Raw genomic sequence first — 24,142 nt, 5'->3', positions numbered from 1 at the left:
AACAAAAAGGGCGACATCATCTGTCGCCCCTTGTGGTGTTGAAGTGCGTTACGCTTCAATCGCCATACGCAGTTTCTTCATGGCGTTCTTTTCCAGCTGCCGGACACGTTCGGCTGATACGCCGTACTGATCGGCCAGCTCCTGCAGCGTGGTTTTGTTGTCTTCGTCCAGCCAGCGGGCGCGAATGATGTGCTGACTGCGCTCATCCAGACCTTCCATCGCATAGCTCAGCTTGTCAGCGGCGTGCGCGTCCCAGTTATCCTCTTCAATGCCGTCAGCAAAGTCAGAGGTTTTATCCTGGAGATAAAGCACCGGCGCCATCGAACGGCCTTCGCTGCTCTCGTCGTCGGCAGACATATCAAAGGTCATGTCCTGCGCGGCCATACGCGATTCCATTTCACGCACATCTTTGCTGCTTACGCCCAGCTCACGCGCAACCATCTCGACTTCGTCCTGATTGAACCAGCCCAGACGCTGCTTGGTTTTACGCAGGTTAAAGAACAGCTTACGCTGTGCTTTGGTGGTCGCGACTTTCACGATACGCCAGTTACGCAGCACGTATTCGTGAATCTCCGCTTTAATCCAGTGCACGGCAAACGAAACCAGACGCACGCCCACTTCAGGGTTGAAGCGACGCACCGCTTTCATCAGGCCGATGTTGCCTTCCTGGACCAGGTCAGCCTGTGGCAGACCGTAGCCGGAGTAATTACGAGCGATATGAACTACAAAGCGTAGGTGAGACAGGATCAGCGTCTTTGCTGCTTCCAGATCGCCCTGGTAATGCAGCCGTTCAGCCAACGCTTTTTCCTCTTCAGCCGAGAGCATCGGCCAGGTATTCGCAGCCCGGACGTAAGACTCCAGGTTGCCAAGAGGAGCAATAGCTAAAGTTTGCATTTCTTTGGTCATTCAAACCCTCACAAATTCAGTGGAATTGCCGCACATTTCCCTGCGCAGACGATACATTAAGTCAACGTCGCGCGAAATCCGAAAGCAATCTGTGCTACTAAGAGTGATAAAGTTATCCACAAGTTCAATTGTAGCAGTGAATATTTTACACACAGATGACAGGAAGGGAAGAGGGGGAAAGATCCTCTGCACCTACCGTCGGCAGCAGAGGACCATTATAACAAAAAAATGTTGCAGGCGTTTACTGCGGCGTAAATCGGCGTAAATGTTGGACCGTTGCCAGCCATGCAGCCACCCAGCCGATGATCGCCGCAATCAGTAACAGCAGCAGCGCCTCATCCCAGGAGAAGCCCTCCAGCGAGAAGGTGGTACCAAATACGGTCGCCACACTGGCGACAACCGATTGCAGACGTAGCACCAGCACTTCTGACAGCAGCAGTGACAGCACCGCCCCGCTGAAGCCCAGCAGCGCCCCGCCGTAGAGGAAAGGACGCAGGATGAAGCCGTCGGTGGCACCAATCAGCTTCTGCACGTTAATCGTGTCGCGTCGCGCAAAGATGCTGAGACGGACGCTGTTACCGATCACCAGGAACACCGCCACAATCATCAGTACGCCAATCATTGAGGCGATTTGCCCCACCAGCCCGGTCAGCGCCGCCAGTCTTGCAAACCAGCTGTCATCCATCCGCACTTCATCGACGCCCTGCACTTTACTCACCCGATCGCGCAGGCTCTGCATGGTGTCTGAGTTCTGGAAGTTGAGCTTAGGCGTGATGATGGCTACCGCAGGCAGCGGATTCTGCTCCAGCATATCCATTGCGCCGCCAAAGCCTGACCAGTTGCGGAATTCATTCAGTGCCTCTTCCCGCGTCAGGTAATTGACGTTATCCACGCCTTCTACCTGCTTGAGCTGCGCCACCACGTTTTCTGCCGCCGTATCATCCAGCGTTTTGGAGAGATAAACGGTTAACTGCGGTGCCGGATACCACTGCGTGGCCGCCTGGCTGACGTTTTTCCACACCATATAGCAGACGCTGGGCAGCGTCAGGGAGATGGCGATAACCATGACCGTCAGCAGGGTAGCCAGCGGCTGACGCCACATATCAGAAAGCGTGCCGCGCAGCGCATAGCGCCACTGTTCCTGCCAGCCGCCCTTCAGCGCTTTACTCTTCGACTGCTGCTTCGGTTTTGGTGCAGCCGGACGTTTAATGCGTTTATTGACCATCGTGGCCTCCGTGCAGACGTCCCTGATTCAGCGTCATCATCCGGTAATTGCGTCGGGCGATCAGGCCGCTGTCATGCGTCGCCATCAGAACGGTGACGCCAACGCGGTTAAACTCTTCGAACAGGCGCAGGATGTCTTCTGACAGCGCGTCGTCAAGGTTACCGGTCGGTTCATCGGCCAGCAGAACGGCCGGCTTGTTCACCACCGCACGGGCGATACCCACACGCTGCTGTTCACCACCCGAAAGCTGAATCGGATAACTTTTCGCTTTGTCGAGCAGGCCCACTTTATCCAGCGCCGCTGAGACGCGACGACGGATATCTTCGCCGCTGGCACCGGAAATAATCAGTGGGATTGCCACATTGTCATAAACCGAACGATCCATCAGCAGGTGGTGATCCTGGAAGATCATGCCGATCTGACGACGCAGGAAAGGCACCTCGCTGTTACGCAGGCGGGAAATGTCATGGCCGCTGAACCAGATTTTTCCGGCACTCGGGCGCTCAATGCCACAAATCAGCTTCAGCAAGGTACTTTTACCGGCACCGGAGTGGCCGGTCAGAAACGCCATTTCGCCGGGACGCAGACGGAAATCTACTCCCTGTAGCGCCTGACGTCCGCCGAGATATGCCTTACTGACCTCTTCAAAGCGAATCATCCTAATTAGTCCTCTCGGGCAAACAGTGCCTCAATAAAATCTTCCGCCTTAAACGGCCGTAAATCTTCAATGCCTTCACCGACGCCGATGTAGCGAATCGGAATACCGAACTGATCGGCTATCGAGAAGATCACACCGCCTTTGGCGGTGCCATCCAGCTTGGTGAGCGCAATACCGGTCAGGCCGACGGCTTCGTTAAACAGCCGGGCCTGGCTGACTGCATTCTGTCCGGTGCTGGCATCCAGCGTCAGCATCACTTCGTGTGGCGCTGAATCATCCAGTTTTTTCATCACGCGGGTGATTTTTTTCAGCTCTTCCATCAGGTGCGATTTGTTCTGCAGACGACCGGCCGTATCAGCAATCAGCACGTCAACACCACGCGATTTCGCGGCCTGAATGGCATCGAAGATCACCGAAGCGGAATCGGCGCCGGTATGCTGCGCAATCACCGGAATGTTATTGCGCTGGCCCCACACCTGCAGCTGCTCAACCGCCGCCGCACGGAAGGTATCACCGGCCGCTAACATCACCGTTTTGCCTTCTGCCTGATACTGACGCGCCAGTTTACCGATGGTGGTAGTTTTACCCACGCCATTGACGCCAACCATCAGGATGACAAACGGCGTTTTGCCGGAGACATCCAGTGGCTCATCCACTTTTGCCAGAATCGAGGCCATTTCTGCTTTCAGCAGGCCGTAGAGCGCTTCCGCGTCACGCAGCTGCTTGCGGTTTGCCTGCTGGGTCAGATGGGTGATGATGCGGCGCGTGGTATCCACGCCCACATCCGCAATCAGCAGTTGCTCTTCCAGCTCTTCAAACAGCTCATCATCAATCTTTTTGCCACGGAACAGGCTGATAAAACCGGAACCGAGGTTCTGACGGGTTTTGACCAGGCTGCGCTTCAGGCGGGCAAAGAAGCCCTCTTTGCTGGGACGCTCCTGCTCCTGCACGATGAGAGGCGCGGCGGCCAGCGGAAGATCGCTCACGGTATCGGATAACGCCTCAGCCGGTTCCGCGTCAGTGACGTCGGCTTCGCCCAGTGCCAGCGCGGTCAGCTCTTCCTCAGTCAGCGGCGCTTCCGCTTCGCTGTCCGGGGTTTCAACGATTGGGGCCTCATCCAGCGCCAGCACGTCTGTTTCACTGTGCGGCGTTTCAACGATCCCGGCGTCATCCAGCGCCAGCGCCGTCAGCTCGTCTTCGCTTAACGGCGCATCTGCTTCACTGTCCGGGATGTCAACGATCGGGGCGTCGCCCAGTGCCAGCGCGGTCAGCTCTTCTTCGCTTAATGGCGCGTCGGCAGGCGTCTCGTCGGCGATCGGCGTGACGACGTCGTCGGCGTCGATAACCGGCGTCGCGTCATGTTCAGGTGCGGAGACTTCCAGTAACGCTTCAGGATCGGCCTCAATCGGTTCAGCCTCATCGAGCACCGCAGGTGCTGATTCATGCGGCGCTGCCGCGGTGACTTCCGCCTCACGCTGCTGTCCGGCCACCGTTTCGGTGATAACGACAGTCTCTTCCGCTTGCGCTTCAGCCTGGCTTAATGCCGGGGCTTCCTGTTCTGTCTGCTGCTGTGCGGGTTCCGCGACGTCTTGTGTCTGCTCTTCCGCTACAGGTTGTTTCTCTTCCTCTTTGCCAAATCCCAGCCAGGAAAAAAAGCCACGTTTTTTCTCTTTTGCCATTGTGTGACGACACTCCTCGATGGCTTTGTCCCGGTCGCGCGTGGTTTCCAGGGGTAAATCAATGAAAGTCGGTCAGCGCCAGACCGGCGTAAACCGCAGAATAATGCATGACTTCAGCAACTCAGTAGTCTAACACTTTCCAGCCAGCTCACCACAGCACCCTTTTTTAACGTTTCTTCTCACCGATTCGCCCGTTAAACTACGCAACAAATTATGACGAGTTGTGAGCAAGATGAATAAAAACCCCCGCAGTACAGGCGGTGCCGGGCAGATTCGCATCATTGGCGGCCAGTGGCGCGGACGCAAATTGCCGGTGCCGGACAGTGCCGGACTGCGCCCGACCACCGATCGGGTGCGTGAGACGCTGTTTAACTGGCTGGCCCCGGTGCTGCCAGAGGCTCGCTGCCTCGACTGCTTTGCCGGCAGCGGCGCGTTAGGACTGGAAGCGCTGTCACGTTACGCGGGATCAGCCACGCTGCTGGAGCTGGAACGTCCGGTAGCGCAGCAGCTGACAAAAAATCTGCAGACGCTGCGCGCCAGTAATGGCACCGTGATTCAGACCAATGCGTTAAACTGGCTGGCACAGCCGGGTACCCCGTTCGATGTGGTGTTTATCGATCCGCCATTTCGTCAGGGATTGCTGGAACAGACGTTGCAGCTGCTGGAGCAGAATCACTGGCTGGCCGATCAGGCGCTGATTTACGTCGAAAGTGAAGTGGAAAATGGCGCACCGCCGGTGCCGCCAGAGTGGGATCTTTATCGCGAGAAAATAGCCGGACAAGTGGCTTATCGTTTGTATCAACGTCAACTGGAGACGCAGGATGTTACTTAATTTGGGGCGTCTGTTGATGCTATGCGTGTGGGGATTTTTACTGGCTAACCTGGTTCATCCCTACCCGAAACCGCTGACTTATTTTATCAACGTTGCACTGATTTTCATGATCCTGATGCACGGTCTGCAGCTGGTGTTACTGCGCACGACGCAGACCAAAGATGCGCCGCCGATTGACCGCGTCACCCAGGCCAAAGTGTTTCTGTTCGGGGTGTTCGAACTGGTCGCCTGGCAGAAGAAAAACTTCCCACGCAAGAAATAGTGTCGGGCGGGCGCAATGCCCGCCGGTTACGGCAGGGCCGTGAAGCTGATAAAGCGCGTGCCCTGCATCTTTAGCTCGCCTCTGGCGCCTTTATCCAGCTGATGATATTCCGCCTCTTTCAGCTGCACCTTGATGTCGCTGGCACCGTTCAGCGGATGAAACAGTACCTCATAACGCATCTCTTCCCCGGCGATCACTTCACGCTGCCGTGAACGGCGATTGGGAGACGGAAATTCACGTTTGGTTTTGACCTCAGCCTGCAGAGAACGCTCCGGTGACGCGTCGTTCACCGCCACTTCACGGCGTTGCTTAATGAACTGACGGGTCGCCAGCACGGCGATAATCGCCAGGACGATGATAAAAATTAGCGGCGGTTTGCTCATAGCGATTTCGGGCCTGCCGGGATAATGAATCAGGCGGCAAAGCATACAACCAGAGTTGCCTGATTGTCACATCTCAGAGGCTTAACCTAAACTGGAAGTGATATTTTGGGATCTTTCACCATTTTGAGTAAAAAAGGGAGAAACAATGCTCTGGTCTTTCCTCGCTGTACTTTTCTCCGGCTGGCTCTATGTCGACGCCACCTATCGCGGCCCCCAGTGGCAACGCTGGCTGTTTAAACCGGTCACGCTGCTGTTGCTCGTCGGGCTGGCCTGGCAGGCACCGGTGCTGCAGACCACGGACTACCTGATTCTGGCCGGTCTGGTCGCCACGCTGGTCGGTGATGCGTTAACGCTGCTGCCGCGCCAGCAGATGCTCTATGCCGTCGGGGCTTTCTTCCTGTCGCACCTGCTCTATACGCTTTGCTTCGCCGCCAGCATGACCATGACCTTCTTCTGGCCGATTCCGCTGACGCTGCTCATCATCGGTGCCGCTCTGATTGGCATCATCTGGAGCCGACTGGAAGATCTGCGCTGGCCTGTCTGTACCTTTATCGGCATGACGCTGGTGATGACCTGGATAGCGACCGAGCAGTACTTCTTCCGCCCGACCGATTACAGCTTCTCGATCATGGTCGGTGCCGGTCTGCTGCTGCTGGCAAACGCCGTCTGGTTCATCTCGCACTATCGCCGTCGCTTCACCGCTGACAGCGCGATTGTTGCCGCCTGCTACTTTGCCGGTCACTTTATGATCGTGCGCTCACTGTGGGTCGTCTGAGAAAATAGCCTTGACTCTGGAGTTCACTCCAGAGTGTAGGATAGCGGGATGGGCAGCGTTGCTCATCCCATTATCCGGAGGTCATATGCATCAACATCACGCCTGTGGCTGCGGCAAACCGCGTGCCAGTCACGCCGCAGCAAAACCGCTGTGCCAGGTTCGTCAGGCCCGTCCCCTCTCTCTTTCTATCCATGCTGCTACGCCTGTGACGGCGGATACCGCAGGTTGTTGCTGTGACAGTAACAGCAGCCCTGGCAATGATGCCGACTCCGCTGAGGAAAGCGACCGGCGAAGCTCCGCTTATCCCTTTAGCTGGCAGATCAGCGGGATGGATTGTCCGGGCTGCGCCCGCACCATTGAAACTGCCGTCCGTCAGGTAAAAGGCGTGAACGATGCCCGCGTGCTGTTCAGCAGCGAGAAACTGGTCGTCAACGCAGACCAGGATGTGCAAAACGCCGTTGAACTGGCAGTGAAAAAAGCCGGCTTCCGGCTCGCCACCCCCTCCGCTACCTCAGCCACCCCGCCCGCCAGTCCGGGCTGGCAGCAGAACCGCATGCTGATTTTGCTGGCACTGCTGGTGCTCGCCAGCAGCGTTCTCAGCCAGTTCGCACCCGCCTGGGGCGATCGGCTGTTTGTGCTGACTACGCTGGTCGGCCTGATCCCGGTGGCCCGCAGTGCCTGGCAGCGCATTCGCAGCGGATCGCCTTTTACCATTGAGACATTAATGACCGTGGCGTCAGCCGGTGCGCTGATTATTGGCGCGCACGCAGAAGCCGCGATGGTGCTGGTGCTGTTTCAGCTGGGTGAACAGCTGGAAAGCTATGCCGCCTCCAGGGCGCGCAGCGGCGTCACCAGCCTGATGGCGTTGCGGCCTGAATCGGCGATTCGCCTGGAACAGGGCAAACGTACAGAAGTGTCGCTGGCGGCGCTGCAACCCGGCGATGTGATTGAAGTCGCGGCGGGCAGTCGCCTGCCTGTCGACGGCCGTTTGATCAGTCCGCTCGCCAGTTTCGATGAGAGCGCGCTGACCGGTGAATCGCTGCCGGTCACCCGCGCCAGTGGCGAAAAGATCCTTGCCGGGGCCACCAGCGTGGATCGGCTGGTGATGCTGGAAGTGGTGTCGAAGCCGGGTGAAAGCGCGATTGACCGTATCCTGCAGCTGATTGAGGAGGCGGAAACGCACCGTGCGCCAGTTGAACGCTTTATCGATCAGTTCAGCCGTATCTATACGCCGCTGGTGATGCTGCTGTCGCTGCTGGTGATGGTGGTGCCGCCTCTGCTCTTTGCAGGCGACTGGCAGCCGTGGATCTACAAAGGGCTGACGCTGCTGCTGATTGGTTGCCCCTGCGCACTGGTGATCTCAACACCCGCCGCGATTACCTCCGGGCTGGCTGCGGCGGCGCGACAGGGCGCACTGATTAAAGGCGGTGCGGCGCTGGAGCGGCTGAGTTCTCTGCGCAGAATGGCGTTTGATAAAACCGGCACGCTGACGCTGGGTAAGCCACAGCTGACGCAGATCCTGCGGTTTGGCGAGGCCAGTGAAACAGAGATGCTGGCGCTGAGCGCCGCTGCGGAACAGGGTGCAACTCATCCGCTGGCCAGCGCTATCGTGGCGGCCGCGCAGGCACGTAATGTGGCGATTCCCGAAGCACAGGATCAGCAGGTGCAGGCGGGACGCGGCATCAGTGCGCAGGTCTCAGGCCAGCAGATTCAGCTGCTGACGCCTGGCCATGCGCCCGGTCTGACGCCGCAGCAAAGCGCGCAGATTGCACAACAGGAAGCCGAAGGTGAAACCCTGGTGGTGCTGATGCGCGATGGCGAGGCGCTGGGTGCACTGGCCCTGCGCGATCAGCTGCGCGACGATGCCGTGGAGGCGTTAAAGGCTTTGAAAAAGCTGGGTATTGAGAGCCTGATGCTGACCGGCGACAACCCACGCGCCGCAGCGACCATCGCCCGCCAGCTGGATATTGATTATCGCGCCAGCCTGCTGCCCGCCGATAAAGTCGCGGCTATCCGTGAACTGAGTCAGCAGCAGCCGCTGGCGATGGTCGGAGATGGGATTAACGATGCCCCGGCAATGAAAGCGGCGACGCTGGGTATTGCGATGGGCAGCGGCACCGATGTCGCACTGGAAGCGGCCGATGCGGCCCTGACGCGGAATCAGCTCAGTAATCTGGCACCGATGATTGCGCTGGCACGCCGGACACGGCGCATCATCCGCCAGAATGTCGGCATTGCGCTGGGTCTGAAGGCGATTTTCCTGGTCACCACCCTGCTGGGTCTGACCGGACTCTGGCTGGCGGTGCTGGCGGATTCCGGTGCGACCGCGCTGGTCACCGCCAACGCGCTGCGGTTACTGCGTCGTCGCGCCTGAGCAGGCGGCTTCTGATCGATGAGTGAAGTTAACGACGGTCCGAACGGCTGTCGTTAACCTGCCATGCCTTTGCGAATCAGAAACTGGTAGGGCAGCGTCTCGGTCTGCTGCGCCAGCAGGCCATGTTCCATAAAGCGGCAGAAGCCGGGAATATCGCGGGTCGTCGCCGGATCATCAGCGATGATCAGCAACGTCTCGCCATCCTGCAGGCCGCGTACGGTTTTGCGCACCATCATCACCGGCTCCGGGCAACGCAGGCCACGGGCATCCAGCTGATGGTCGGCAGAGGAAAAAACATCGCTCATAATCAACTCGGTTCAGGTAAAGGGCGCTCATTCTAGCGCGTGCTGGCGGTGAAGCAAGGCGATAACGATTGCGCTAAAATTAACCATTGCATAAAAAGCACAACGCGGTAAGATGCCGCCGCTTTTTGCTCATAAAACTGCCAGGCGCTGCCCGAACGGCGTCCCGCAATGGGTTCCCTCACCCCAACATTAAAAAGGTTGAATATGCTCTCATTTTCTTCACGTCAGCGCATGCATGCGCTTTTCTGGTTGTCGCTGTTTCACCTGCTGGTGATCACATCCAGTAACTATCTGGTTCAGCTGCCAATTTCCGTCTTTGGCTTCCACACCACCTGGGGTGCGTTCAGCTTCCCGTTTATTTTCCTGGCGACCGATCTCACCGTGCGTATTTTTGGCGCACCGCTGGCCCGACGCATTATTCTGGCCGTGATGATCCCGGCGCTGTTTATCTCTTACGGCGTCTCGGCACTGTTTTATCAGGGCGAATGGCAGGGCTGGCAGGCACTGGAAGTGATGAATCTGTTTGTGGCCCGAATCGCCTGCGCCAGCTTTATGGCTTATGCGCTGGGTCAGATCCTCGATGTGCATGTGTTTAACCGTCTGCGTCGTCTGCCACAGTGGTGGATAGCACCGGGCTGCGCGATGTTCCTGGGGAATATCAGCGATACGCTGGCCTTCTTCTTCATCGCCTTCTATAAAAGCCCCGATGCGTTTATGGCGCAGCACTGGGTTGAGATTGCCCTGGTGGATTACAGCTTCAAAGTACTGATCTGCATGGTCTTCTTCCTGCCCGCCTACGGTGTGTTGCTCAACGCCGCGCTGAAGCGGATGGCCGAGCGCCAGACCGCCCGCCAGGTCAATTTCGGCTAAGAACTCATATAAATTCTGCCATTACCCGCTAAGATCTTCTGACAATCATCAGGTTGCGTTTGCAACCTGATTCCTGTTGTATTAACGGCTGACTGGAAACTTAAAAAGGGATTCTGATGCGCAACCTGGTGAAATATGTAGGAATGGGTTTACTGGTACTTGGCTTAGCGGCCTGTGACCAGAAGAAAGATGAAGCGGCGAACGACAACGGCGTCAGCGCCAGTCAGTCGGCGCAGACCGTCACGCTGATGGATGGCAAACTGAGCTTCTCACTGCCACCAGGCATGTCAGATAAAAGCGGTAAACTGGGTTCGCAGACGACGAACATGCACGTTTATGCGGATGAAACTGGTGCGCGCGCCATTATTGTGATTGCGGGCGACCCGACCAGTGATGGGCTGGATGTGCTGTCGAAGCGCATGGAACAGCAGCAGCGTAACCGCGACCCGCAGCTGCAGGTGGTGTCGAACAAATCAGTGACGCTGAAAGATCAGCCCGCACAGCAGCTGGATACCGTGATTTCTGCCAACAACCAGACCTCATGGTCTTCCGTTGTTCTGGCAAAAGTGGATGGCAAGCTGGTGACACTGCAGATTACGCTGCCAGGCGATAATCAGCAGCAGGCGCAGAGCGATGCTGACAACATTGTGAAAAGCATTACGCTGAAGTAAAACAAAAGGCTGGCTTCCCATAGAGAAGCCAGCCTTTGTTCAGAGCATGTTATAAACCTGTATTTTCCCGGATATATTTCCGCGCTTTCACCGCATACTCAAACGGATTGGCCAGCGCCGGATCCTGCTCCGCTTCCACCACCATCCAGCCTTTGTAGCCGTAATCATCCAGGATTTTAAACACCGGTTTGAAGTCGATCACGCCATCGCCCGGTACGGTAAAGGTGCCTTTTTTGACGCCTTCCAGGAACGAGAGATGATTCTCACGCACCTCGGCGACCACCTCATCACGCACATCCTTGAGATGCACGTGGAAGATGCGCGGCAGATATTTTTCCAGTACCGCCAGCATCTTCTGCTGGGAGCCTTCGGAGTAATAGACGTGGCCGGTGTCATACAGCAGACCGACCTGCTCGTCGGTCATCGCCATAAACCGGTCAATCTCTTCAGTGGTCTGAATGCCGGTGCCCATATGGTGATGCAGCGTCACGCGCATCCCCTTCTCCGCCGCGATGCGGGCCAGTTCGTTGTAGCCCTCTGCCGTTAACCGCCACTCTTCATCGCTGAAAATGGCTTTCTCTTCAAACACCGCCAGCGTGGTGCCCTGAATACTTTTACTCTGTTCTGAACAGCCAATCACCCGCGCGCCCATCGCATGCAGGAAGTTCATGTGCCCGATGAACTGTTCGATGGTCTTCTCTTTATCGCCATTAGCGAAAAAGGTGCTGAACCAGGCGTTGCAGATTTCGATGCCGCGAATGTCGAGCATCGGTTTCAGAATCGCCGGATCGCGCGGGTATTTGCTGCCCACTTCGCTGCCGGTAAAGCCAGCCAGCGCCATCTCACTCACGGTCTGCTGAAACGTATTTTCACTGCCGAGATCCGGCATGTCATCGTTGGTCCAGCCGATCGGCGCGATAGCCAGTTTTACGTTCTCTTTGTTCATTTTCTCATTCCCAGGCGGAGAGCGGCCAGGCCGCATAGACAGCTGAATCAGTTATAGAAAGCGGGACGTGGCGGCATTTCTACCGGCTCAATCGCACCGCTATTCTGCGCTTTGATACAGGCATCGGCGGCCACGGAGGCGGCAAAGCCATCCCAGGCAGAAGGACCGGTCAGCTGGCCCGCTTTGATGTCGTTGATAAACGCCTGCAGCTCAGCGTCATACGCTTCGATAAAGCGATCTTTCCAGTCCACCAGAATGGTGTTCGACAGGCGCGCATCTTTGCGCAGCTGCACGGAGGAAGGCTCCGGCAGACGGGCAATACCCTCTTCACCGACCACTTCACACTGAATGTCATAGCCGTAAGCGCAGTTAACGAAGATCTCGACGTCGATACGCACGCCTTTGTGGGTTTCGAACAGCACGATCTGCGGGTCTTTCAGCTGACCATGTGACTTCGACGTCACGCGCGGGAAGATCACCTGCACCGTTTTATAGTCGTCGTTTGTCAGCCAGCGCAGCACATCCAGCTCGTGAATCAGGGTATTGGTGATCGCCATCGGCGTGGTGTAATTCTCTGGCACGGTCGGATTGCGGTGTGCGCAGTGCAGCATCAGCGGCTCACCAATATCGCCATCGGTGATGACTTTTTTCAGGGCGCGATAGCCCGCATCGTAAGGACGCATAAAGCCGACCTGCACCAGGCGTTTACCTGCCTGAATCTCTGCATCCACCACCCGGCGGCAGCCCTCGGCGCTCATCGCCAGCGGCTTCTCACAGAAGACCGGCTTACCGGCGGCAATCGCCGCTAAGGTGAACTCTTCATGGGTCGGATCCCATGAGGTGACCAGCACCGCATCAACATTCGGTGACTGAATCACATCGTGGCCATTTTCAAACACCTCCGCCTCAATGTTCAGGCGTTGCAGTGCGGCACGCGCGCCGTCGACATTAATGTCAGAGACGGCAACCACCTGGGCACCCTGCAGCACATGGCTGCAGCGGCGAATATGTTCCTGACCAATTGCACCTGTACCGATGACGCCAAGTTTCAAAGTCATAATTACACCTGTGTAGGGTTCATACGGAGAAGAGGAAAACGGGCCGCAGCACGGCCCGGAAATCAATATTTGCGTGCCTGATCCAGATGGCTGTTGAGCTTGTCTGCCACCGCCTGAGCGCGTTCGGTTTTCGAGGCCTGCGCCACGCCGACATGCCACCAGCTGAAATATTTGTGAATCATCGTTTTAGGCAGCACTTTGATGTCGATAAGGGTGGAAACCGTCTGAGTCCGGGCATCTTCCAGCGCCGCTTTGAGCTGCTCAAGCGTGGTGACACGATAGGTTTTGCAGCCATAACCGGCAGCAATTGCGGCGAAATCGACCGGGATAAAGCCGCCATCCAGTTTGCCGCCTTCCGGATTACGGAAGCGGAACTCGGTGGTGAAGCTGTCCATGCCGTGTTCCATCTGCAGATTGTTGATGCAGCCGTTGGTCATGTTATCCAGCAGCACCACGTTGATCTTCGCCCCTTCCTGAATCGAGGTGACCAGCTCCGAGTGCAGCATCATGAAGGAGCCATCACCGAGCAGCGCATAGACCTCGCGCTGCGGCTGTGCCAGCTTCGCACCCAGCGCGGCATTCACTTCATAGCCCATGCAGGAGTAGCCATATTCGACGTGGTAAGCGTTGTAATCTTTGGTGCGCCAGACGCGCTGCAGATCGCCTGGCAGACTGCCTGCCGCTGCGACGACCACTGCGTCTTTCGGCAGCTGCTCGTTTAAGGTGCCGAGCACGCTGCTTTGCGTCAGCAGCGACTGAGTGAGACGGTTAAATTCAGCAAACACCGCTTCGCGGTCGAGATGGTCCGCAATTTCCGGCACAAAGTCGCCATCGTGATACTCCACCTGATAGACGCGCTGCGTCTCTTTCAGCAGCTGGCTCTGCGCCTGCTCAATCTGATCGCCCCAGTCGTTGCTGTAGTGCTGTGAGGCCAGCGCGGCGGTGAGCGCGGTCAGCCCTTCGCGGGCATCGGCCAGCAGCTGCACACCATCCAGCTTGTAGCTGTCGAAGTTGCTGACGTTAATGTTCAGGAAGCTGACATCGGGATGCTGGAAAATCCATTTCGATGCGGTGGTGAAATCGGTGTAGCGGGTGCCAATGCCGATCACTAAATCGGCCTCTTTTGCCAGCAGGTTAGCGGCCAGACAGCCGGTTTCACCCACGCCGCCGACATTCAGCGGATGGTCAGAGACCAGCGTGCCTTTGCCCGCCTGCGTCTCGGCAAAGGGAATCTGATAACGCTCGGCAAACTGGCGCAGCGCCTCGCCCGCTTCGGAGTACTTCACGCCGCCGCCGCAGATAATCATCGGCTTGCGCTTACGGTTAATCAGCGTCAGGGCGTCTGCCAGCTGCGCCGCTACCGGCAGGCGGCGATCCAGACGGTGTACGCGTTTCTGGAAGAAGTAGTCCGGGTAATCCCAGGCTTCGCCCTGCACATCCTGAGGAAGAGAGAGCGTGACCGCACCGGTTTCTGCCGGATCGGTCAGCACGCGCATGGCGTTGATACAGGCGGACATCAGCTGCTCCGGACGGCTGACGCGATCCCAGTATTTGCTGACGGCGCGGAAGGCGTCGTTGGTGCTGATGCTGAGATCGTAGCTCTGCTCAATCTGTTGCAGGACCGGATCGGGCTGACGGGTGGCGAAGACGTCGCCGGGCAGCAGCAGCAGAGGAATGCGGTTAGCCGTCGCCGTCGCAGCGGCAGTGATCATGTTGGCCGCACCAGGCCCCACGGATGAACTGCAGGCGATAATCTGCTGGCGCAGTGACTGGCGGGCAAAGCCGGTGGCAGCATGGGCCATACCCTGCTCATTACGGCCCTGATAGACAATCAGATCGCCGCTGTCCTGTTCCAGTGCCTGGCCCAGCCCCAGCACATTGCCATGTCCGAAGATCGCGAAGATACCTTTGACGAACTTCGTCTCAACGCCGTCGACATCAATGAATTGATTATCAAGAAATTTAACCAGCGCCTGTGCCGTGGTCAGTCTGATAGTGCCCATATTCTTCCTTACATGCTGGTGGACCCCGACTTCCGCGACAGCGCGCCAGGCGGTGTCATCGGCGGAAAAGGCGACCGGAATAACTGAAACGTGAGGCGATTATAAACAAATATATTTTTCATAAAACACGATTACAGAAGAAACATTTCATTTTGCGAGTGAGATCAAATTTAATGGCGGCAGCGGGTCTGGCGGGGGATAGCAGAGGGGAAATCTGGAACGTTTAACAGAGAGTGGACCGTGATGAAAAAATTCATTTCAGTGCAGCAGCTTGCCTGACTGGCGTGCGGATTCCTGCGATCCCCTTCACAACCCTGACATACCGCACATCATGATGGCAGAGACCGCACAGCCGGACGGCAATCAGGAGTTTTACCTGGTTCACAAAATTGCGATGGATATTTCATTTCGTGTTGAATATGGAATTTTTATTCCTCATACTCGCTTCATAGCCAGTCAGACACCCACAGACCCGGAAGCAGAGCGCACCTGGTGTCGGTTTTTCGCCCGCCAGCTCTGCTAATCACAGAAGGAAACCACAGGTATGAGTACACAACAGAAGCCGCTTGATGTGATTTGTATCGGGCGCATCGCCGTTGATTTTTATGGCCAGCAAATCGGGGCGCGACTGGAAGATGTCACCTCGTTTGCGAAATATCTGGGCGGATCGTCGGGCAACGTCGCCTACGGCACCGCGATTCAGGGTCTGAAATCGGCCATGCTGGCGCGGGTGGGAGATGAGCATAATGGTCGCTTTTTGCGTGAAGCGTTACAGCGTGTGGGCTGTAACACCGATGCGCTGATCACCGATCCGCGGCGTCTGACCGCACTGGTGATCCTCGGCATCAAAGACGAAGAGACTTTTCCGCTGATTTTCTACCGTGATAACTGCGCCGATATGGGTCTGGTGCCGGAAGATATTGATGAATCCTTTATAACCTCCTCCCGTGCGGTAGCGGTAACCGGGACTCACTTATCGCATCCACAGACCCGTGAAGCGGTACTAAAAGCGCTGGATATCGCCCGCCGTAACGGCCTGCGCACGGCGCTGGATATCGATTACCGCCCGGTGTTGTGGGGACTGACCTCTTTAGGTGACGGTGAAACGCGTTTCATTGAGTCGTCACAGGTCACGCAGCAGTTGCAGGAAGTGGTGCACTATTTCGATTTGATCGTCGGTACCGAAGAGGAGTTTCATATTGCCGGTGGCAGCACCGATACCCTGACCGCGCTGAAGAATGTGCGTAAGGCGAGCCAGGCGACGCTGGTCTGCAAACGCGGCCCGCTGGGTTGCGTGGTGTTTGAGGGTGATATTCCGGATAGCTGGGAAGAGACTCAGCTGCACACTGGCGTGCGTGTTGACGTGCTCAACGTGCTGGGCGCAGGCGATGCCTTTATGTCTGGCCTGCTGCGCGGCTGGCTGAATGATGAAGGCTGGGAGCAGGCGTGCCGTTACGCCAACGCCTGCGGAGCGCTGGTGGTTTCACGCCACGGCTGTGCTCCTGCCATGCCAACCAAAGCGGAACTGGATGATTTTCTGAGCCGCGACAAAGAGGTGAAGCGTCCCGATCTCGACAGCCGTCTGAACCACCTGCACCGCGTAACCACCCGCAGGCAAGAGTGGCCGGAGCTGAATGTTTTCGCCTTTGATCACCGCAAACAGCTGGCGGACATGGCGCAGGAAGCGGGCGTTGACGAGAGCCGCATTCCACAGCTGAAACTGCTGCTGCTGGAAGCCGCTCAGCAGGCGGCCAGCGAGGCGGGACTGGAGAATAAGAGCGGCATTCTGGCGGATACCACCTATGGTCAGAAAGCGCTGAATGCCATTACCGGTAAGAACTGGTGGATTGGCCGTCCGATTGAGCTGCCCAGTTCACGTCCGTTGCGCCTGGAGCATGGCAATATCGGCTCGCAGCTGATCGACTGGCCCGCCGAGCACGTAGTGAAATGTCTGGTCTTCTATCATCCTCATGACAGTGCTGAACTGCGTAAAGAGCAGGATGATGTGGTGCTCGACGTCTGGAAGGGCTGTAACAAAAGCGGTCATGAACTGCTGCTGGAAGTGATTCTGCCTGAGAGTAATCCGGATAAGAATGAAGCCTATTACCTTGAAATGCTGACTCATTTCTACCGTCTGGGCATCCAGCCTGACTGGTGGAAACTGCCACCGCTGTCGGCGGAGAGCTGGCAGGCGATCAGTACACTGATTGAGCAGCAGGATCCCCACTGTCGCGGCATTCTGTTGCTGGGTCTGGATGCGCCCGAAGAGAAGCTTAAAGCGGGATTTGCGGCGGCGGCCAAAGCGCCATGGGTGAAAGGCTTTGCGGTGGGTCGCACCATCTTTGGTCAGCCCTCTCGTCAGTGGTTGCAGGGTGAACTGGACGATCAGGCGCTGATTGAGACCGTAAAAGGCAACTATCTGCGACTGATTGAGTACTGGCGCGCTGCCCGCGCCTGATTTGCTGCGCTGCCTCAGGCTGTCTCAACCGCGATGGCCTCAGACTGCTGACTCACTCAAAGCAGGCTGAAAGTTTCAGCAACGAATAAGCTCAACGCGCAGGTAACATGGCCAGAAGAGGAAAGCGTCCCGCCACCCGGAAAAAAACGCCGGGAGCGTTTTTGAACAACGCAGAGCGTTGGCCCGGCAACGGCCGCACCTCATGGATGAGGTGCGTAATCGCGCGGGCCGAGCGGCCATGGATGGCTTGAGCGACTTTCCGATCTGACCGTGTTACCTGAGCCTGTGCGGACTCATAGCAGGCAGAGACAGACTTTTTAGTAATATCACGCCATCCCAACCGGGATGGCGTTTTACTGGTTACCCTTCATCCCTTCTGTCAATTCACCCCTGCTGTCATTTCATCCCGTTTTTTACCCTGGCATTGCCCGCGAAGATGTGCGCCCCGGGCGCTAAAGCTAATCTGTGAACCATTTCATAAAGCCATGAAATAAACCGCGTCGTTAACGCAAAGAAATGAAATTTTCCATCCATCTGGTAATATAGCGCTCATTATGCAGCCATTATTCTAATTATACGGGCAGAAGTGATGAACAATAATCCCACCCAACTTTCTCTCTTGCAGGACGATATTCGTCGCCGCTATGAAACGCTGAGCAAGCGTCTTAAACAGGTTGCGCGCTACATCCTTGATAACAGTAACAGTATTGCTTTCGATACCGTCGCCTCGATTGCCCAGCAGGCCGATGTGCCGCCATCGACGCTGATCCGGTTTGCGAATGCGTTTGGCTTCAGCGGTTTCAACGAAATGAAACAGGTTTTTCGTCAGCACCTGATGGAGGAGACGGTCAACTATACCGAGCGCGCTCGTCTGTTTCGTCAGACCTCAACGGACGACAGCGCCAGTGCGCCTGAAAGTCCGGCGGAAATCCTCAACGTCTTTACGATGGTGAACAGCCAGGCGCTGCAGCAGCTGGCGATGCAGGTTAATCCTGAGCAGCTGAACAAAGCGGTGAAACTGCTGAATGAGGCTGAAAACATCTATGTGATCGGCCTGCGTCGCTCGTTCAGCGTCGCCTCCTATCTGGTCTACGCGCTGCGTCACCTGGAACGTCGTGCTTTTCTGATTGATGGTCTGGGCGGGATGTTTACCGAGCAGCTTAGCCTGGTAAATCCGAAAGATGTGGTGATTGCAATCAGCTACTCACCTTATGCGCGTGAAGCCGTCGAAGTGGTGGAAATGGGTGCCAAGCGTGGCGCGCATCAGATCGCCATTACCGACAGCCAGGTCAGCCCGCTGGCCGCTTTCAGCGACGTCTGCTTTGTGGTGCGTGAAGCGCAGGTCGATGGCTTCCGTTCGCAGGTCGCCTCGCTCTGCCTGGCGCAGACGCTGGCGGTGTCACTGGCGCTGAACAACGCGGACAGTACTGCTCAGTAACCTGCGTTCCGCACAGTAAAAAGGGCAGCCCCATCGGCTGCCCTTTTTGATGCTATCTACGTACTTTACACACGGATAAAACCGCAGTGGCTTACGCTTTGCGCGGATAGCTGTCGCTGTTCACCCAGGCGTGATCTTTCTCCCAGGTAAATTTCCATAGCCGCACCGGCCCCGCCATCACGTTCAGATAGTAGTTGTTATAACCCGCCAGCGTTGCCACCGGATGATAGCCGCGCGGCACCATCACGACGTCGCGATTATAGGGTGCCATACAGACATCCAGTGACCGGTCGTCAGTGTAGACGCGCTGCATGGCGAAACCAGGCTCCGGATCGAAACGGTGATAGTAGGTCTCTTCCAGATAGGTTTCATTTTCACTTTCCTCCTGGTCATGCTTGTGGCTGGGATAAGAGCTGGTATCGCCCTCGTTGGTGTAGACCTCCACCACCAGCAGGCTGTCAGCGGGTTCAGTGTCAGGCAGAATGTTATGCACCAGACGCTGGTTGCGCCCTTTTCCGCGATGCTCAACACCGACATCGGATGGCGCAATCAGTCGCGCAGGCAGATTTCCCTGACCGGGCGCGTTGCAGACCGCCAGCTCAAGATCGCTGTCAGCGTAAATTTCCACTTCATCGTCATGCGGCACGTAAACGGAATAAGGCGGCACGCGCTCAAACGGCGACATGCGCTTACCGATACCGGGAAACTCAGCATGGCGGGTTTTCACCGAGGCCAGCCCGGCCACCAGCACCAGACACAGCTCTTTATCACCGCTGGTAAGACGCAGGGTTTCCCCTTTCTTCAGCATATAGGCATCAAAGCCGACATAACGCCAGCCAGCGCGCTCAGGCGTGACATGCTGAATACGGCCCTGTGCGTCCGGGGCCTGTACTTTCGACAGTAAAGACATCCTGATCCTCCTCTCTGTCACGATTGACGCTGCGGTCGTTTCGCGGGCGCGTTGCCCGTGAACAAAACGACCGGCAGATTATCCTGCCGGTCGTGATCAGCGTTGAAATGAATTAGCCCAGGGTTGGCATACTGAATTCAGACACGGTCTGCTGACCGGACGGCCAGCGCACGGTGGCGGTTTTCATACGCGTATAGAAGCGCACGCCATCCGGCCCGTGAACGTTAAGCGCACCAAACACGGAACGCTTCCAGCCGCCGAAGCTGTGGAATGCCATCGGCACCGGAACCGGCACGTTGACACCGACCATGCCCGCTTCAACGTTCTGCACAAACTCACGCGCGGTGTGACCGTTGCTGGTGAAAATCGCGCTGCCGTTGCCAAACTCATGGCTGTTGACCAGTTGCAGGGCGCTGTCGTAGTCCGGAGCGCGCATGATGCTCAGCACCGGCCCAAAAATCTCTTCACGCCAGATCACCATCTCTGAGGTGACGTTATCAAACAGCGTGCCGCCAACGTAGTAACCTTCGGCGTGACCCGCTACCTGCACGTTACGGCCATCGACCACCAGCTTCGCCCCTTCCTGCTCGCCTTTGTCGATATAACCCAGCACTTTCTTCTGGTGCGCGGCTGAGACGACCGGTCCCATCTCATTCTCATCAGCACCCTGACTCATTCCGGGGCCGATACGCAGTGCTTTCACCAGCGGTGTCAGACGGGCAATCAGCTTATCAGCGGTGTCATCGCCCACGGCGACCACAACTGGCAGTGCCATGCAGCGTTCACCAGCAGAGCCAAACGCACCGCCCATGATGGCGTTAACGGTGGCATCCAGATCGGCATCCGGCATGACGATGGCATGGTTTTTCGCCGCGCCAAATGCCTGCACGCGCTTGCCATGGGCGCTGGCGGTTTTATAGATATGCTCAGCCACGCCTGAAGAGCCGACGAAGCTCACCGCAGCAATACGCGGATCTTTATAGAGTTGCTCAGCATCTTCGTTAGAGCTGTGCACCACGTTGAATACGCCATCCGGCAGGCCCGCTTCGGTCAGCAGCTCAGCCATACGCACGGCCGCTGAAGGATCCAGCGCCGGTGGCTTCAGGACAAAGGTGTTACCGCAGGCCAGCGCGATCGGGAACATCCAGAGTGGCACCATCGCCGGGAAGTTAAATGGTGTAATGCCCGCCACGACGCCAACCGGCTGCATCAGCGAGAAGCTGTCAACGCCGCCGCCGACGTTCGGGGAATATTCGCCTTTGAGCAGATGAGGGATTCCGCAGGCAAACTCAATCACTTCAATGCCACGCGTCAGTTCACCCAGTGCATCAGACCAGACTTTGCCATGTTCAGAGACAATCAGCGCCGCCAGCTCATCGCGGTGCTGCTCCATCAGGGCTTTAAAGTTAAACAGAACGCGGGCGCGACGCAGCGGCGAGGTTTTCGACCAGGCTGCAAACGCGTCATGCGCGACACCAATCGCCTGGGCCACTTCATCAGCGGTACTTTGCGTCAGTTCACGAACCACTTTGCCGGTTGCCGGATCGTAAACAGGAATGGTTTCGTTGCTGGCGCTGAAAGTGGTTTTACCGCCAATAAAGTTACCTATGATTGTCATGATGTTGCCTCTTAAGATGGTTAAGTTCCCTGCAGACAGACCCTGTGGCCTGCCACACTGCCTGACCAGGCAAACCTGAAAGCGTGCTATGAAGCTATTACAGTGGAATAAATTTTTCAAATAGTTCTTTTTGGAAAATTTGCTTTTAGCGGCACGGATCGCATTTTTACTGTCCGATTGTGTCTGGCGGCGTCAGGAGGTCAGGGGGCGGTTAATACCTGCCAGCCTTTGCGCAGAAGGGAAATCGCCTTGTTGCGGATCGGTTCTGTTACTGCGAAGCTGATTGAGCGTTTATGCATATAGGTGAAACGAAATATGAAATTAATGCGAGGCTGATCTAATAAACTGTATTTCATAATTCACTATTAATGAAATAAATGTTCTCTTTAGTCGCAACACTCTCCTGTCCCGGAGTCAGCGCATGGCTATTGATCCCACCCGTTTCTGTATCAACCGCAAAATCGCGCCCCGGCTCTCGCTGGAGGCCTTCTTTCAGCTGGTTCAGCGTCTGGGGCTGAGCAAGGTTGAACTGCGGAATGACATGCCAGGCGGCAGCGTCACTGACGATCTCAGCCCCGATCAGCTGCGTGCCCTGACCGACCGATATCACATCGATATCGTCACCATTAATGCGCTCTATCCGTTTAACCGCATGGATGACGCGCTGCTAAACCGTGCCGGGGCGCTGTTACAGACAGCACAACAGATTGGCGCAAAGGCGCTGGTGATGTGCCCGCTGAATGAGGGGATTGCCGTGTCGTCTCAGCAGACACAGGCGGCGATGCAGGCGCTGGCTCCGCACTTTGCCCACTATGGCATTCAGGGGCTGGTGGAACCGCTGGGGTTTCCGGTCAGCTCACTGCGTTCGATCGTGCAGGCGCAGGAATTGATTGCCGCGGCGGGCGTGCCCTTTACATTGCTGCTGGATACCTTTCACCATCATCTCTATGAGAATGCTGAGCAGGAATTTCCGGCGGGCATTGATATTGATCAGATTGGACTGGTGCACCTTTCGGGCGTGGAAGATCGTCGTCCGACCGCCGAACTGACCGACGACGAACGCATCATGCTCAGTGATAACGATGTGCTGAAGAGCGTGGCGCAGGTTAAACGGCTGGAGAAGCTCGGCTATAAGGGCATCTACGCCTTTGAGCCGTTCTCCGGGCAGCTCAACAGCTGGACCCCGGCAGAGATTGAACGCCAGATCCGCCACAGTATTGAACTGCTTCAGGCCTGAAGCCTGTTGCAGCCAGAATTTATACGTTTATCTGTGTCTGCAAAGACGTTATGGCCCGCTGCTGGGCCATTTTTTTATTCTGAAGAACCGTCTGCTGGCAGCGATGCCTGACGCCGCTGCAGGCGCAGCGTGCAGAAAAACGCCACACAGACTAATAGCGCCGTGAGCAGATAGACGCGTGAAACATCCGCATAATTCATGATAAATCCGGCCAGTGGCCCGGTTATCCCCAGCGACAGGTCCATAAAGGCGGTATAGGTTGCCAGAGCGCTGCCCTGATTCTGCTGCGGCACCACTTTTACCGCCACCACGCCCAGCGCCGGGAACACCAGCGAGAACCCGGCACCGGTCAGAAACGCACCCGCGTTTGCCATCCAGGGATGACCCGCAGCGGCGACCAGAAACAGCCCGGCAGCCTCAACCGCCAGGCAAACACTGGCGACCCGCAGGCCGCCGTGGCGGTTAATCGCATTGGGAAACAGCAGCCGCGTACCGACAAAAGCCACGCTGAACAGGGAGAGCGCGAAGGCCGCCCCTTCCCAGCCTTTATCCTGATAGAACAGCGTGATAAACGTGGCGATGACGCCAAAACCTGCCGATCCCATCGCCAGAATTGCACCAAAGCTGGCGATTTTCCCCAGCACGGCCCGAAACGGCAGCGGTCTGGCCCGGCTGGCTTTTACGGCCGGACGGGGCACGGCGCAGACGATGCCCACCACGCAGATAGCCACAATCACCAGCGACAGCCACAGCAGGCCACCTGCCTGGAAGATCACCACGCCGAGCGGCGCGCCAATCGCCATCGCGCCATAGGTGACAATGCCGTTCCAGGAGATGACCCGGCCAATGTGCAGCGAACCGACACGCGCGACACCCCACAGCGAAGTGCCGGTGCCGGTAAAGCTCTGGCCCACGCCCAGAATTAACCGGCCCACGCAGAGCAGCGTCAGGCTCCACATCGGTGATGCGATTAGCGCCGCCAGCAGAATACATAAACCGCTGATCAGACAGCCCACCAGGCCCGTCACCACCACTTTCTTTGGCCCCCAGATATCGGCATAGCGTCCGGCGTGTGGCCGGCTCAGCAGCGTCGCCACATATTGCAGGCTGATCACCAGGCCCGCCCAGAATGCGCTGAAGCCCAGCTGGTCATGTACCCAGCCTGGCAATACGGCCAGCGGCAGACCAATAGTGAGATAGCTGGCAAAGTTGTAGGCCACGATAGAGAGGATCAGCAGAGAGATATTCAGGTTTCCGGATGGGGCATTCTGTTCGGCTGCAGGCTGTTCAGGCATGAGTCCTCGCGCTCGTATTTGGCTGAATGATAAGGTTTATCCTTTAACTATATCCGCTTTCGCCCCCCACGCATCACAATGGCACGGTTATCGGGCGGCAGAACGCGGCGTGCAAACCAGGAAAAGGGATGGCTATTGCGCTGTCGCTTTAGCTGAGCGCAGTGGTGCTGATTACCTGGCCATATTGCCGCCGCGCTTTACCGTTTCTCTGATAAATCAGACTGTTAATTTTCTTTCAG

General features: G+C 56.9%; 22 protein-coding genes. 9 read left to right on the top strand and 13 right to left on the bottom strand.

Annotated features, from left to right (window positions below; all coding sequences use genetic code 11):
• Window positions 1–48 precede the first annotated feature (48 nt).
• The 4 genes from rpoH to ftsY form a co-directional block, all read right to left on the bottom strand.
• A complete protein-coding gene (gene rpoH, locus PU624_RS05360) occupies window positions 49–906 on the bottom strand; it encodes an RNA polymerase sigma factor RpoH (RefSeq protein WP_003852201.1) in 858 nt (285 codons plus the stop codon).
• Window positions 907–1,147: 241 nt separating this feature from the next.
• Complete coding sequence (gene ftsX / locus PU624_RS05355; RefSeq protein WP_283546862.1) at window positions 1,148–2,131, bottom strand: permease-like cell division protein FtsX; 984 nt, start codon at window positions 2,129–2,131, stop codon at window positions 1,148–1,150.
• Window positions 2,121–2,789, bottom strand: a complete 669-nt coding sequence (gene ftsE / locus PU624_RS05350) for a cell division ATP-binding protein FtsE (protein WP_003852197.1) — start codon at window positions 2,787–2,789, stop codon at window positions 2,121–2,123. The genes ftsX and ftsE overlap by 11 nt, the downstream gene beginning before the upstream one ends.
• A 5-nt stretch (window positions 2,790–2,794) precedes the next feature.
• Entirely contained in the window at window positions 2,795–4,468 is a 1,674-nt protein-coding gene (gene ftsY / locus PU624_RS05345) for a signal recognition particle-docking protein FtsY (protein ID WP_283546861.1), read from the bottom strand.
• A gap of 232 nt (window positions 4,469–4,700) precedes the next feature.
• Between ftsY and rsmD the strand changes: the two genes are divergently transcribed.
• Together rsmD and PU624_RS05335 are read left to right on the top strand one after the other, a co-directional pair.
• Window positions 4,701–5,300, top strand: coding sequence for a 16S rRNA (guanine(966)-N(2))-methyltransferase (gene rsmD / locus PU624_RS05340; protein WP_283546860.1), 600 nt, complete (start codon window positions 4,701–4,703; stop codon window positions 5,298–5,300).
• Window positions 5,290–5,562, top strand: coding sequence for a DUF1145 family protein (locus tag PU624_RS05335; protein ID WP_003852192.1), 273 nt, complete (start codon window positions 5,290–5,292; stop codon window positions 5,560–5,562). The genes rsmD and PU624_RS05335 overlap by 11 nt, the downstream gene beginning before the upstream one ends.
• A gap of 26 nt (window positions 5,563–5,588) precedes the next feature.
• Here PU624_RS05335 and PU624_RS05330 read toward each other — a convergent pair whose 3' ends face one another.
• Window positions 5,589–5,945, bottom strand: a complete 357-nt coding sequence (locus PU624_RS05330) for a DUF2500 domain-containing protein (RefSeq protein ID WP_283546859.1) — start codon at window positions 5,943–5,945, stop codon at window positions 5,589–5,591.
• A 145-nt stretch (window positions 5,946–6,090) separates the two neighbouring features.
• Here PU624_RS05330 and PU624_RS05325 point away from each other — a divergent pair, with 145 nt between their 5' ends.
• Together PU624_RS05325 and PU624_RS05320 are read left to right on the top strand one after the other, a co-directional pair.
• Window positions 6,091–6,720 carry a lysoplasmalogenase gene (locus PU624_RS05325; RefSeq protein WP_179898785.1) on the top strand — a complete coding sequence of 210 codons (630 nt, stop codon included), beginning with the start codon at window positions 6,091–6,093 and terminating at the stop codon, window positions 6,718–6,720.
• A gap of 85 nt (window positions 6,721–6,805) precedes the next feature.
• Complete coding sequence (locus PU624_RS05320; protein WP_283546858.1) at window positions 6,806–9,094, top strand: zinc/cadmium/mercury/lead-transporting ATPase; 2,289 nt, start codon at window positions 6,806–6,808, stop codon at window positions 9,092–9,094.
• Between the two features lie 53 nt (window positions 9,095–9,147).
• Here the strand turns inward: PU624_RS05320 and tusA are convergent, their stop codons facing one another.
• A complete protein-coding gene (gene tusA, locus PU624_RS05315) occupies window positions 9,148–9,399 on the bottom strand; it encodes a sulfurtransferase TusA (protein ID WP_283546857.1) in 252 nt (83 codons plus the stop codon).
• A gap of 204 nt (window positions 9,400–9,603) precedes the next feature.
• Between tusA and PU624_RS05310 the strand changes: the two genes are divergently transcribed.
• Window positions 9,604–10,269, top strand: a complete 666-nt coding sequence (locus PU624_RS05310) for a 7-cyano-7-deazaguanine/7-aminomethyl-7-deazaguanine transporter (protein ID WP_283546856.1) — start codon at window positions 9,604–9,606, stop codon at window positions 10,267–10,269.
• A gap of 116 nt (window positions 10,270–10,385) precedes the next feature.
• Complete coding sequence (locus PU624_RS05305) at window positions 10,386–10,940, top strand: DcrB family lipoprotein (RefSeq protein WP_003852180.1); 555 nt, start codon at window positions 10,386–10,388, stop codon at window positions 10,938–10,940.
• Here PU624_RS05305 and PU624_RS22290 read toward each other — a convergent pair.
• The 4 genes from PU624_RS22290 to iolD all read right to left on the bottom strand — a co-directional run bounded on the left by PU624_RS22290 (window position 10,927) and on the right by iolD (window position 14,947).
• Window positions 10,927–10,983: a hypothetical protein gene (locus tag PU624_RS22290; RefSeq protein ID WP_502921583.1), complete on the bottom strand. Its 57-nt coding sequence runs from the start codon at window positions 10,981–10,983 to the stop codon at window positions 10,927–10,929. The genes PU624_RS05305 and PU624_RS22290 overlap by 14 nt on opposite strands.
• Window positions 10,984–10,989: 6 nt before the next feature.
• Entirely contained in the window at window positions 10,990–11,886 is an 897-nt protein-coding gene (gene iolE, locus PU624_RS05300) for a myo-inosose-2 dehydratase (RefSeq protein WP_283546855.1), read from the bottom strand.
• A 47-nt stretch (window positions 11,887–11,933) separates the two neighbouring features.
• Window positions 11,934–12,944 (bottom strand): bifunctional inositol 2-dehydrogenase/D-chiro-inositol 1-dehydrogenase, encoded by a 1,011-nt coding sequence (gene iolG / locus PU624_RS05295; protein ID WP_283546854.1) that lies wholly within the window; start codon window positions 12,942–12,944, stop codon window positions 11,934–11,936.
• A 62-nt stretch (window positions 12,945–13,006) separates the two neighbouring features.
• Window positions 13,007–14,947, bottom strand: coding sequence for a 3D-(3,5/4)-trihydroxycyclohexane-1,2-dione acylhydrolase (decyclizing) (gene iolD, locus PU624_RS05290; protein ID WP_283546853.1), 1,941 nt, complete (start codon window positions 14,945–14,947; stop codon window positions 13,007–13,009).
• A gap of 544 nt (window positions 14,948–15,491) precedes the next feature.
• Here iolD and PU624_RS05285 point away from each other — a divergent pair.
• Window positions 15,492–17,405, top strand: a complete 1,914-nt coding sequence (locus PU624_RS05285; protein ID WP_283546852.1) for a bifunctional 5-dehydro-2-deoxygluconokinase/5-dehydro-2-deoxyphosphogluconate aldolase — start codon at window positions 15,492–15,494, stop codon at window positions 17,403–17,405.
• A gap of 589 nt (window positions 17,406–17,994) precedes the next feature.
• Window positions 17,995–18,843, top strand: coding sequence for a MurR/RpiR family transcriptional regulator (locus PU624_RS05280; protein WP_283546851.1), 849 nt, complete (start codon window positions 17,995–17,997; stop codon window positions 18,841–18,843).
• 91 nt (window positions 18,844–18,934) lie between these two features.
• Here the strand turns inward: PU624_RS05280 and iolB are convergent, their stop codons facing one another.
• Both iolB and PU624_RS05270 read right to left on the bottom strand, forming a co-directional pair.
• Complete coding sequence (iolB, locus tag PU624_RS05275) at window positions 18,935–19,753, bottom strand: 5-deoxy-glucuronate isomerase (RefSeq protein WP_283546850.1); 819 nt, start codon at window positions 19,751–19,753, stop codon at window positions 18,935–18,937.
• 112 nt (window positions 19,754–19,865) lie between these two features.
• A complete protein-coding gene (locus tag PU624_RS05270; protein ID WP_090966892.1) occupies window positions 19,866–21,371 on the bottom strand; it encodes a CoA-acylating methylmalonate-semialdehyde dehydrogenase in 1,506 nt (501 codons plus the stop codon).
• 421 nt (window positions 21,372–21,792) lie between these two features.
• Here PU624_RS05270 and PU624_RS05265 point away from each other — a divergent pair, with 421 nt between their 5' ends.
• Window positions 21,793–22,608, top strand: coding sequence for a TIM barrel protein (locus tag PU624_RS05265; protein ID WP_283546849.1), 816 nt, complete (start codon window positions 21,793–21,795; stop codon window positions 22,606–22,608).
• Between the two features lie 74 nt (window positions 22,609–22,682).
• Here the strand turns inward: PU624_RS05265 and PU624_RS05260 are convergent, their stop codons facing one another.
• The gene (locus PU624_RS05260) at window positions 22,683–23,903 is read right to left on the bottom strand and encodes an MFS transporter (protein WP_283546848.1); all 1,221 of its coding nucleotides are present in this window, start codon (window positions 23,901–23,903) and stop codon (window positions 22,683–22,685) included.
• Window positions 23,904–24,142 lie beyond the last annotated feature (239 nt).

Source organism: Pantoea sp. Lij88, assembly GCF_030062155.1.
In the GTDB taxonomy this organism is placed as follows: Bacteria; Pseudomonadota; Gammaproteobacteria; order Enterobacterales; family Enterobacteriaceae; genus Pantoea.
This window is presented reverse-complemented; position numbering and strand designations above follow the sequence as displayed.

Excerpts from the sequence above, each read along its gene's own strand:
- PU624_RS05270 (WP_090966892.1), bottom strand. The coding sequence starts at position 21,371 with ATGACAATCATAGGTAACTTTATTGGCGGTAAAACCACTTTCAGCGCC.
- PU624_RS05280 (WP_283546851.1), top strand. The coding sequence starts at position 17,995 with ATGAACAATAATCCCACCCAACTTTCTCTCTTGCAGGACGATATTCGT.
- iolB (WP_283546850.1), bottom strand. The coding sequence starts at position 19,753 with ATGTCTTTACTGTCGAAAGTACAGGCCCCGGACGCACAGGGCCGTATT.
- PU624_RS05320 (WP_283546858.1), top strand. The coding sequence starts at position 6,806 with ATGCATCAACATCACGCCTGTGGCTGCGGCAAACCGCGTGCCAGTCAC.
- PU624_RS05335 (WP_003852192.1), top strand. The coding sequence starts at position 5,290 with ATGTTACTTAATTTGGGGCGTCTGTTGATGCTATGCGTGTGGGGATTT.
- rsmD (WP_283546860.1), top strand. The coding sequence starts at position 4,701 with ATGAATAAAAACCCCCGCAGTACAGGCGGTGCCGGGCAGATTCGCATC.
- iolG (WP_283546854.1), bottom strand. The coding sequence starts at position 12,944 with ATGACTTTGAAACTTGGCGTCATCGGTACAGGTGCAATTGGTCAGGAA.
- PU624_RS05285 (WP_283546852.1), top strand. The coding sequence starts at position 15,492 with ATGAGTACACAACAGAAGCCGCTTGATGTGATTTGTATCGGGCGCATC.
- PU624_RS05325 (WP_179898785.1), top strand. The coding sequence starts at position 6,091 with ATGCTCTGGTCTTTCCTCGCTGTACTTTTCTCCGGCTGGCTCTATGTC.
- PU624_RS05265 (WP_283546849.1), top strand. The coding sequence starts at position 21,793 with ATGGCTATTGATCCCACCCGTTTCTGTATCAACCGCAAAATCGCGCCC.
- iolE (WP_283546855.1), bottom strand. The coding sequence starts at position 11,886 with ATGAACAAAGAGAACGTAAAACTGGCTATCGCGCCGATCGGCTGGACC.
- ftsE (WP_003852197.1), bottom strand. The coding sequence starts at position 2,789 with ATGATTCGCTTTGAAGAGGTCAGTAAGGCATATCTCGGCGGACGTCAG.
- ftsY (WP_283546861.1), bottom strand. The coding sequence starts at position 4,468 with ATGGCAAAAGAGAAAAAACGTGGCTTTTTTTCCTGGCTGGGATTTGGC.
- iolD (WP_283546853.1), bottom strand. The coding sequence starts at position 14,947 with ATGGGCACTATCAGACTGACCACGGCACAGGCGCTGGTTAAATTTCTT.
- ftsX (WP_283546862.1), bottom strand. The coding sequence starts at position 2,131 with ATGGTCAATAAACGCATTAAACGTCCGGCTGCACCAAAACCGAAGCAG.
- rpoH (WP_003852201.1), bottom strand. The coding sequence starts at position 906 with ATGACCAAAGAAATGCAAACTTTAGCTATTGCTCCTCTTGGCAACCTG.
- PU624_RS05305 (WP_003852180.1), top strand. The coding sequence starts at position 10,386 with ATGCGCAACCTGGTGAAATATGTAGGAATGGGTTTACTGGTACTTGGC.
- tusA (WP_283546857.1), bottom strand. The coding sequence starts at position 9,399 with ATGAGCGATGTTTTTTCCTCTGCCGACCATCAGCTGGATGCCCGTGGC.
- PU624_RS05260 (WP_283546848.1), bottom strand. The coding sequence starts at position 23,903 with ATGCCTGAACAGCCTGCAGCCGAACAGAATGCCCCATCCGGAAACCTG.
- PU624_RS05330 (WP_283546859.1), bottom strand. The coding sequence starts at position 5,945 with ATGAGCAAACCGCCGCTAATTTTTATCATCGTCCTGGCGATTATCGCC.
- PU624_RS05310 (WP_283546856.1), top strand. The coding sequence starts at position 9,604 with ATGCTCTCATTTTCTTCACGTCAGCGCATGCATGCGCTTTTCTGGTTG.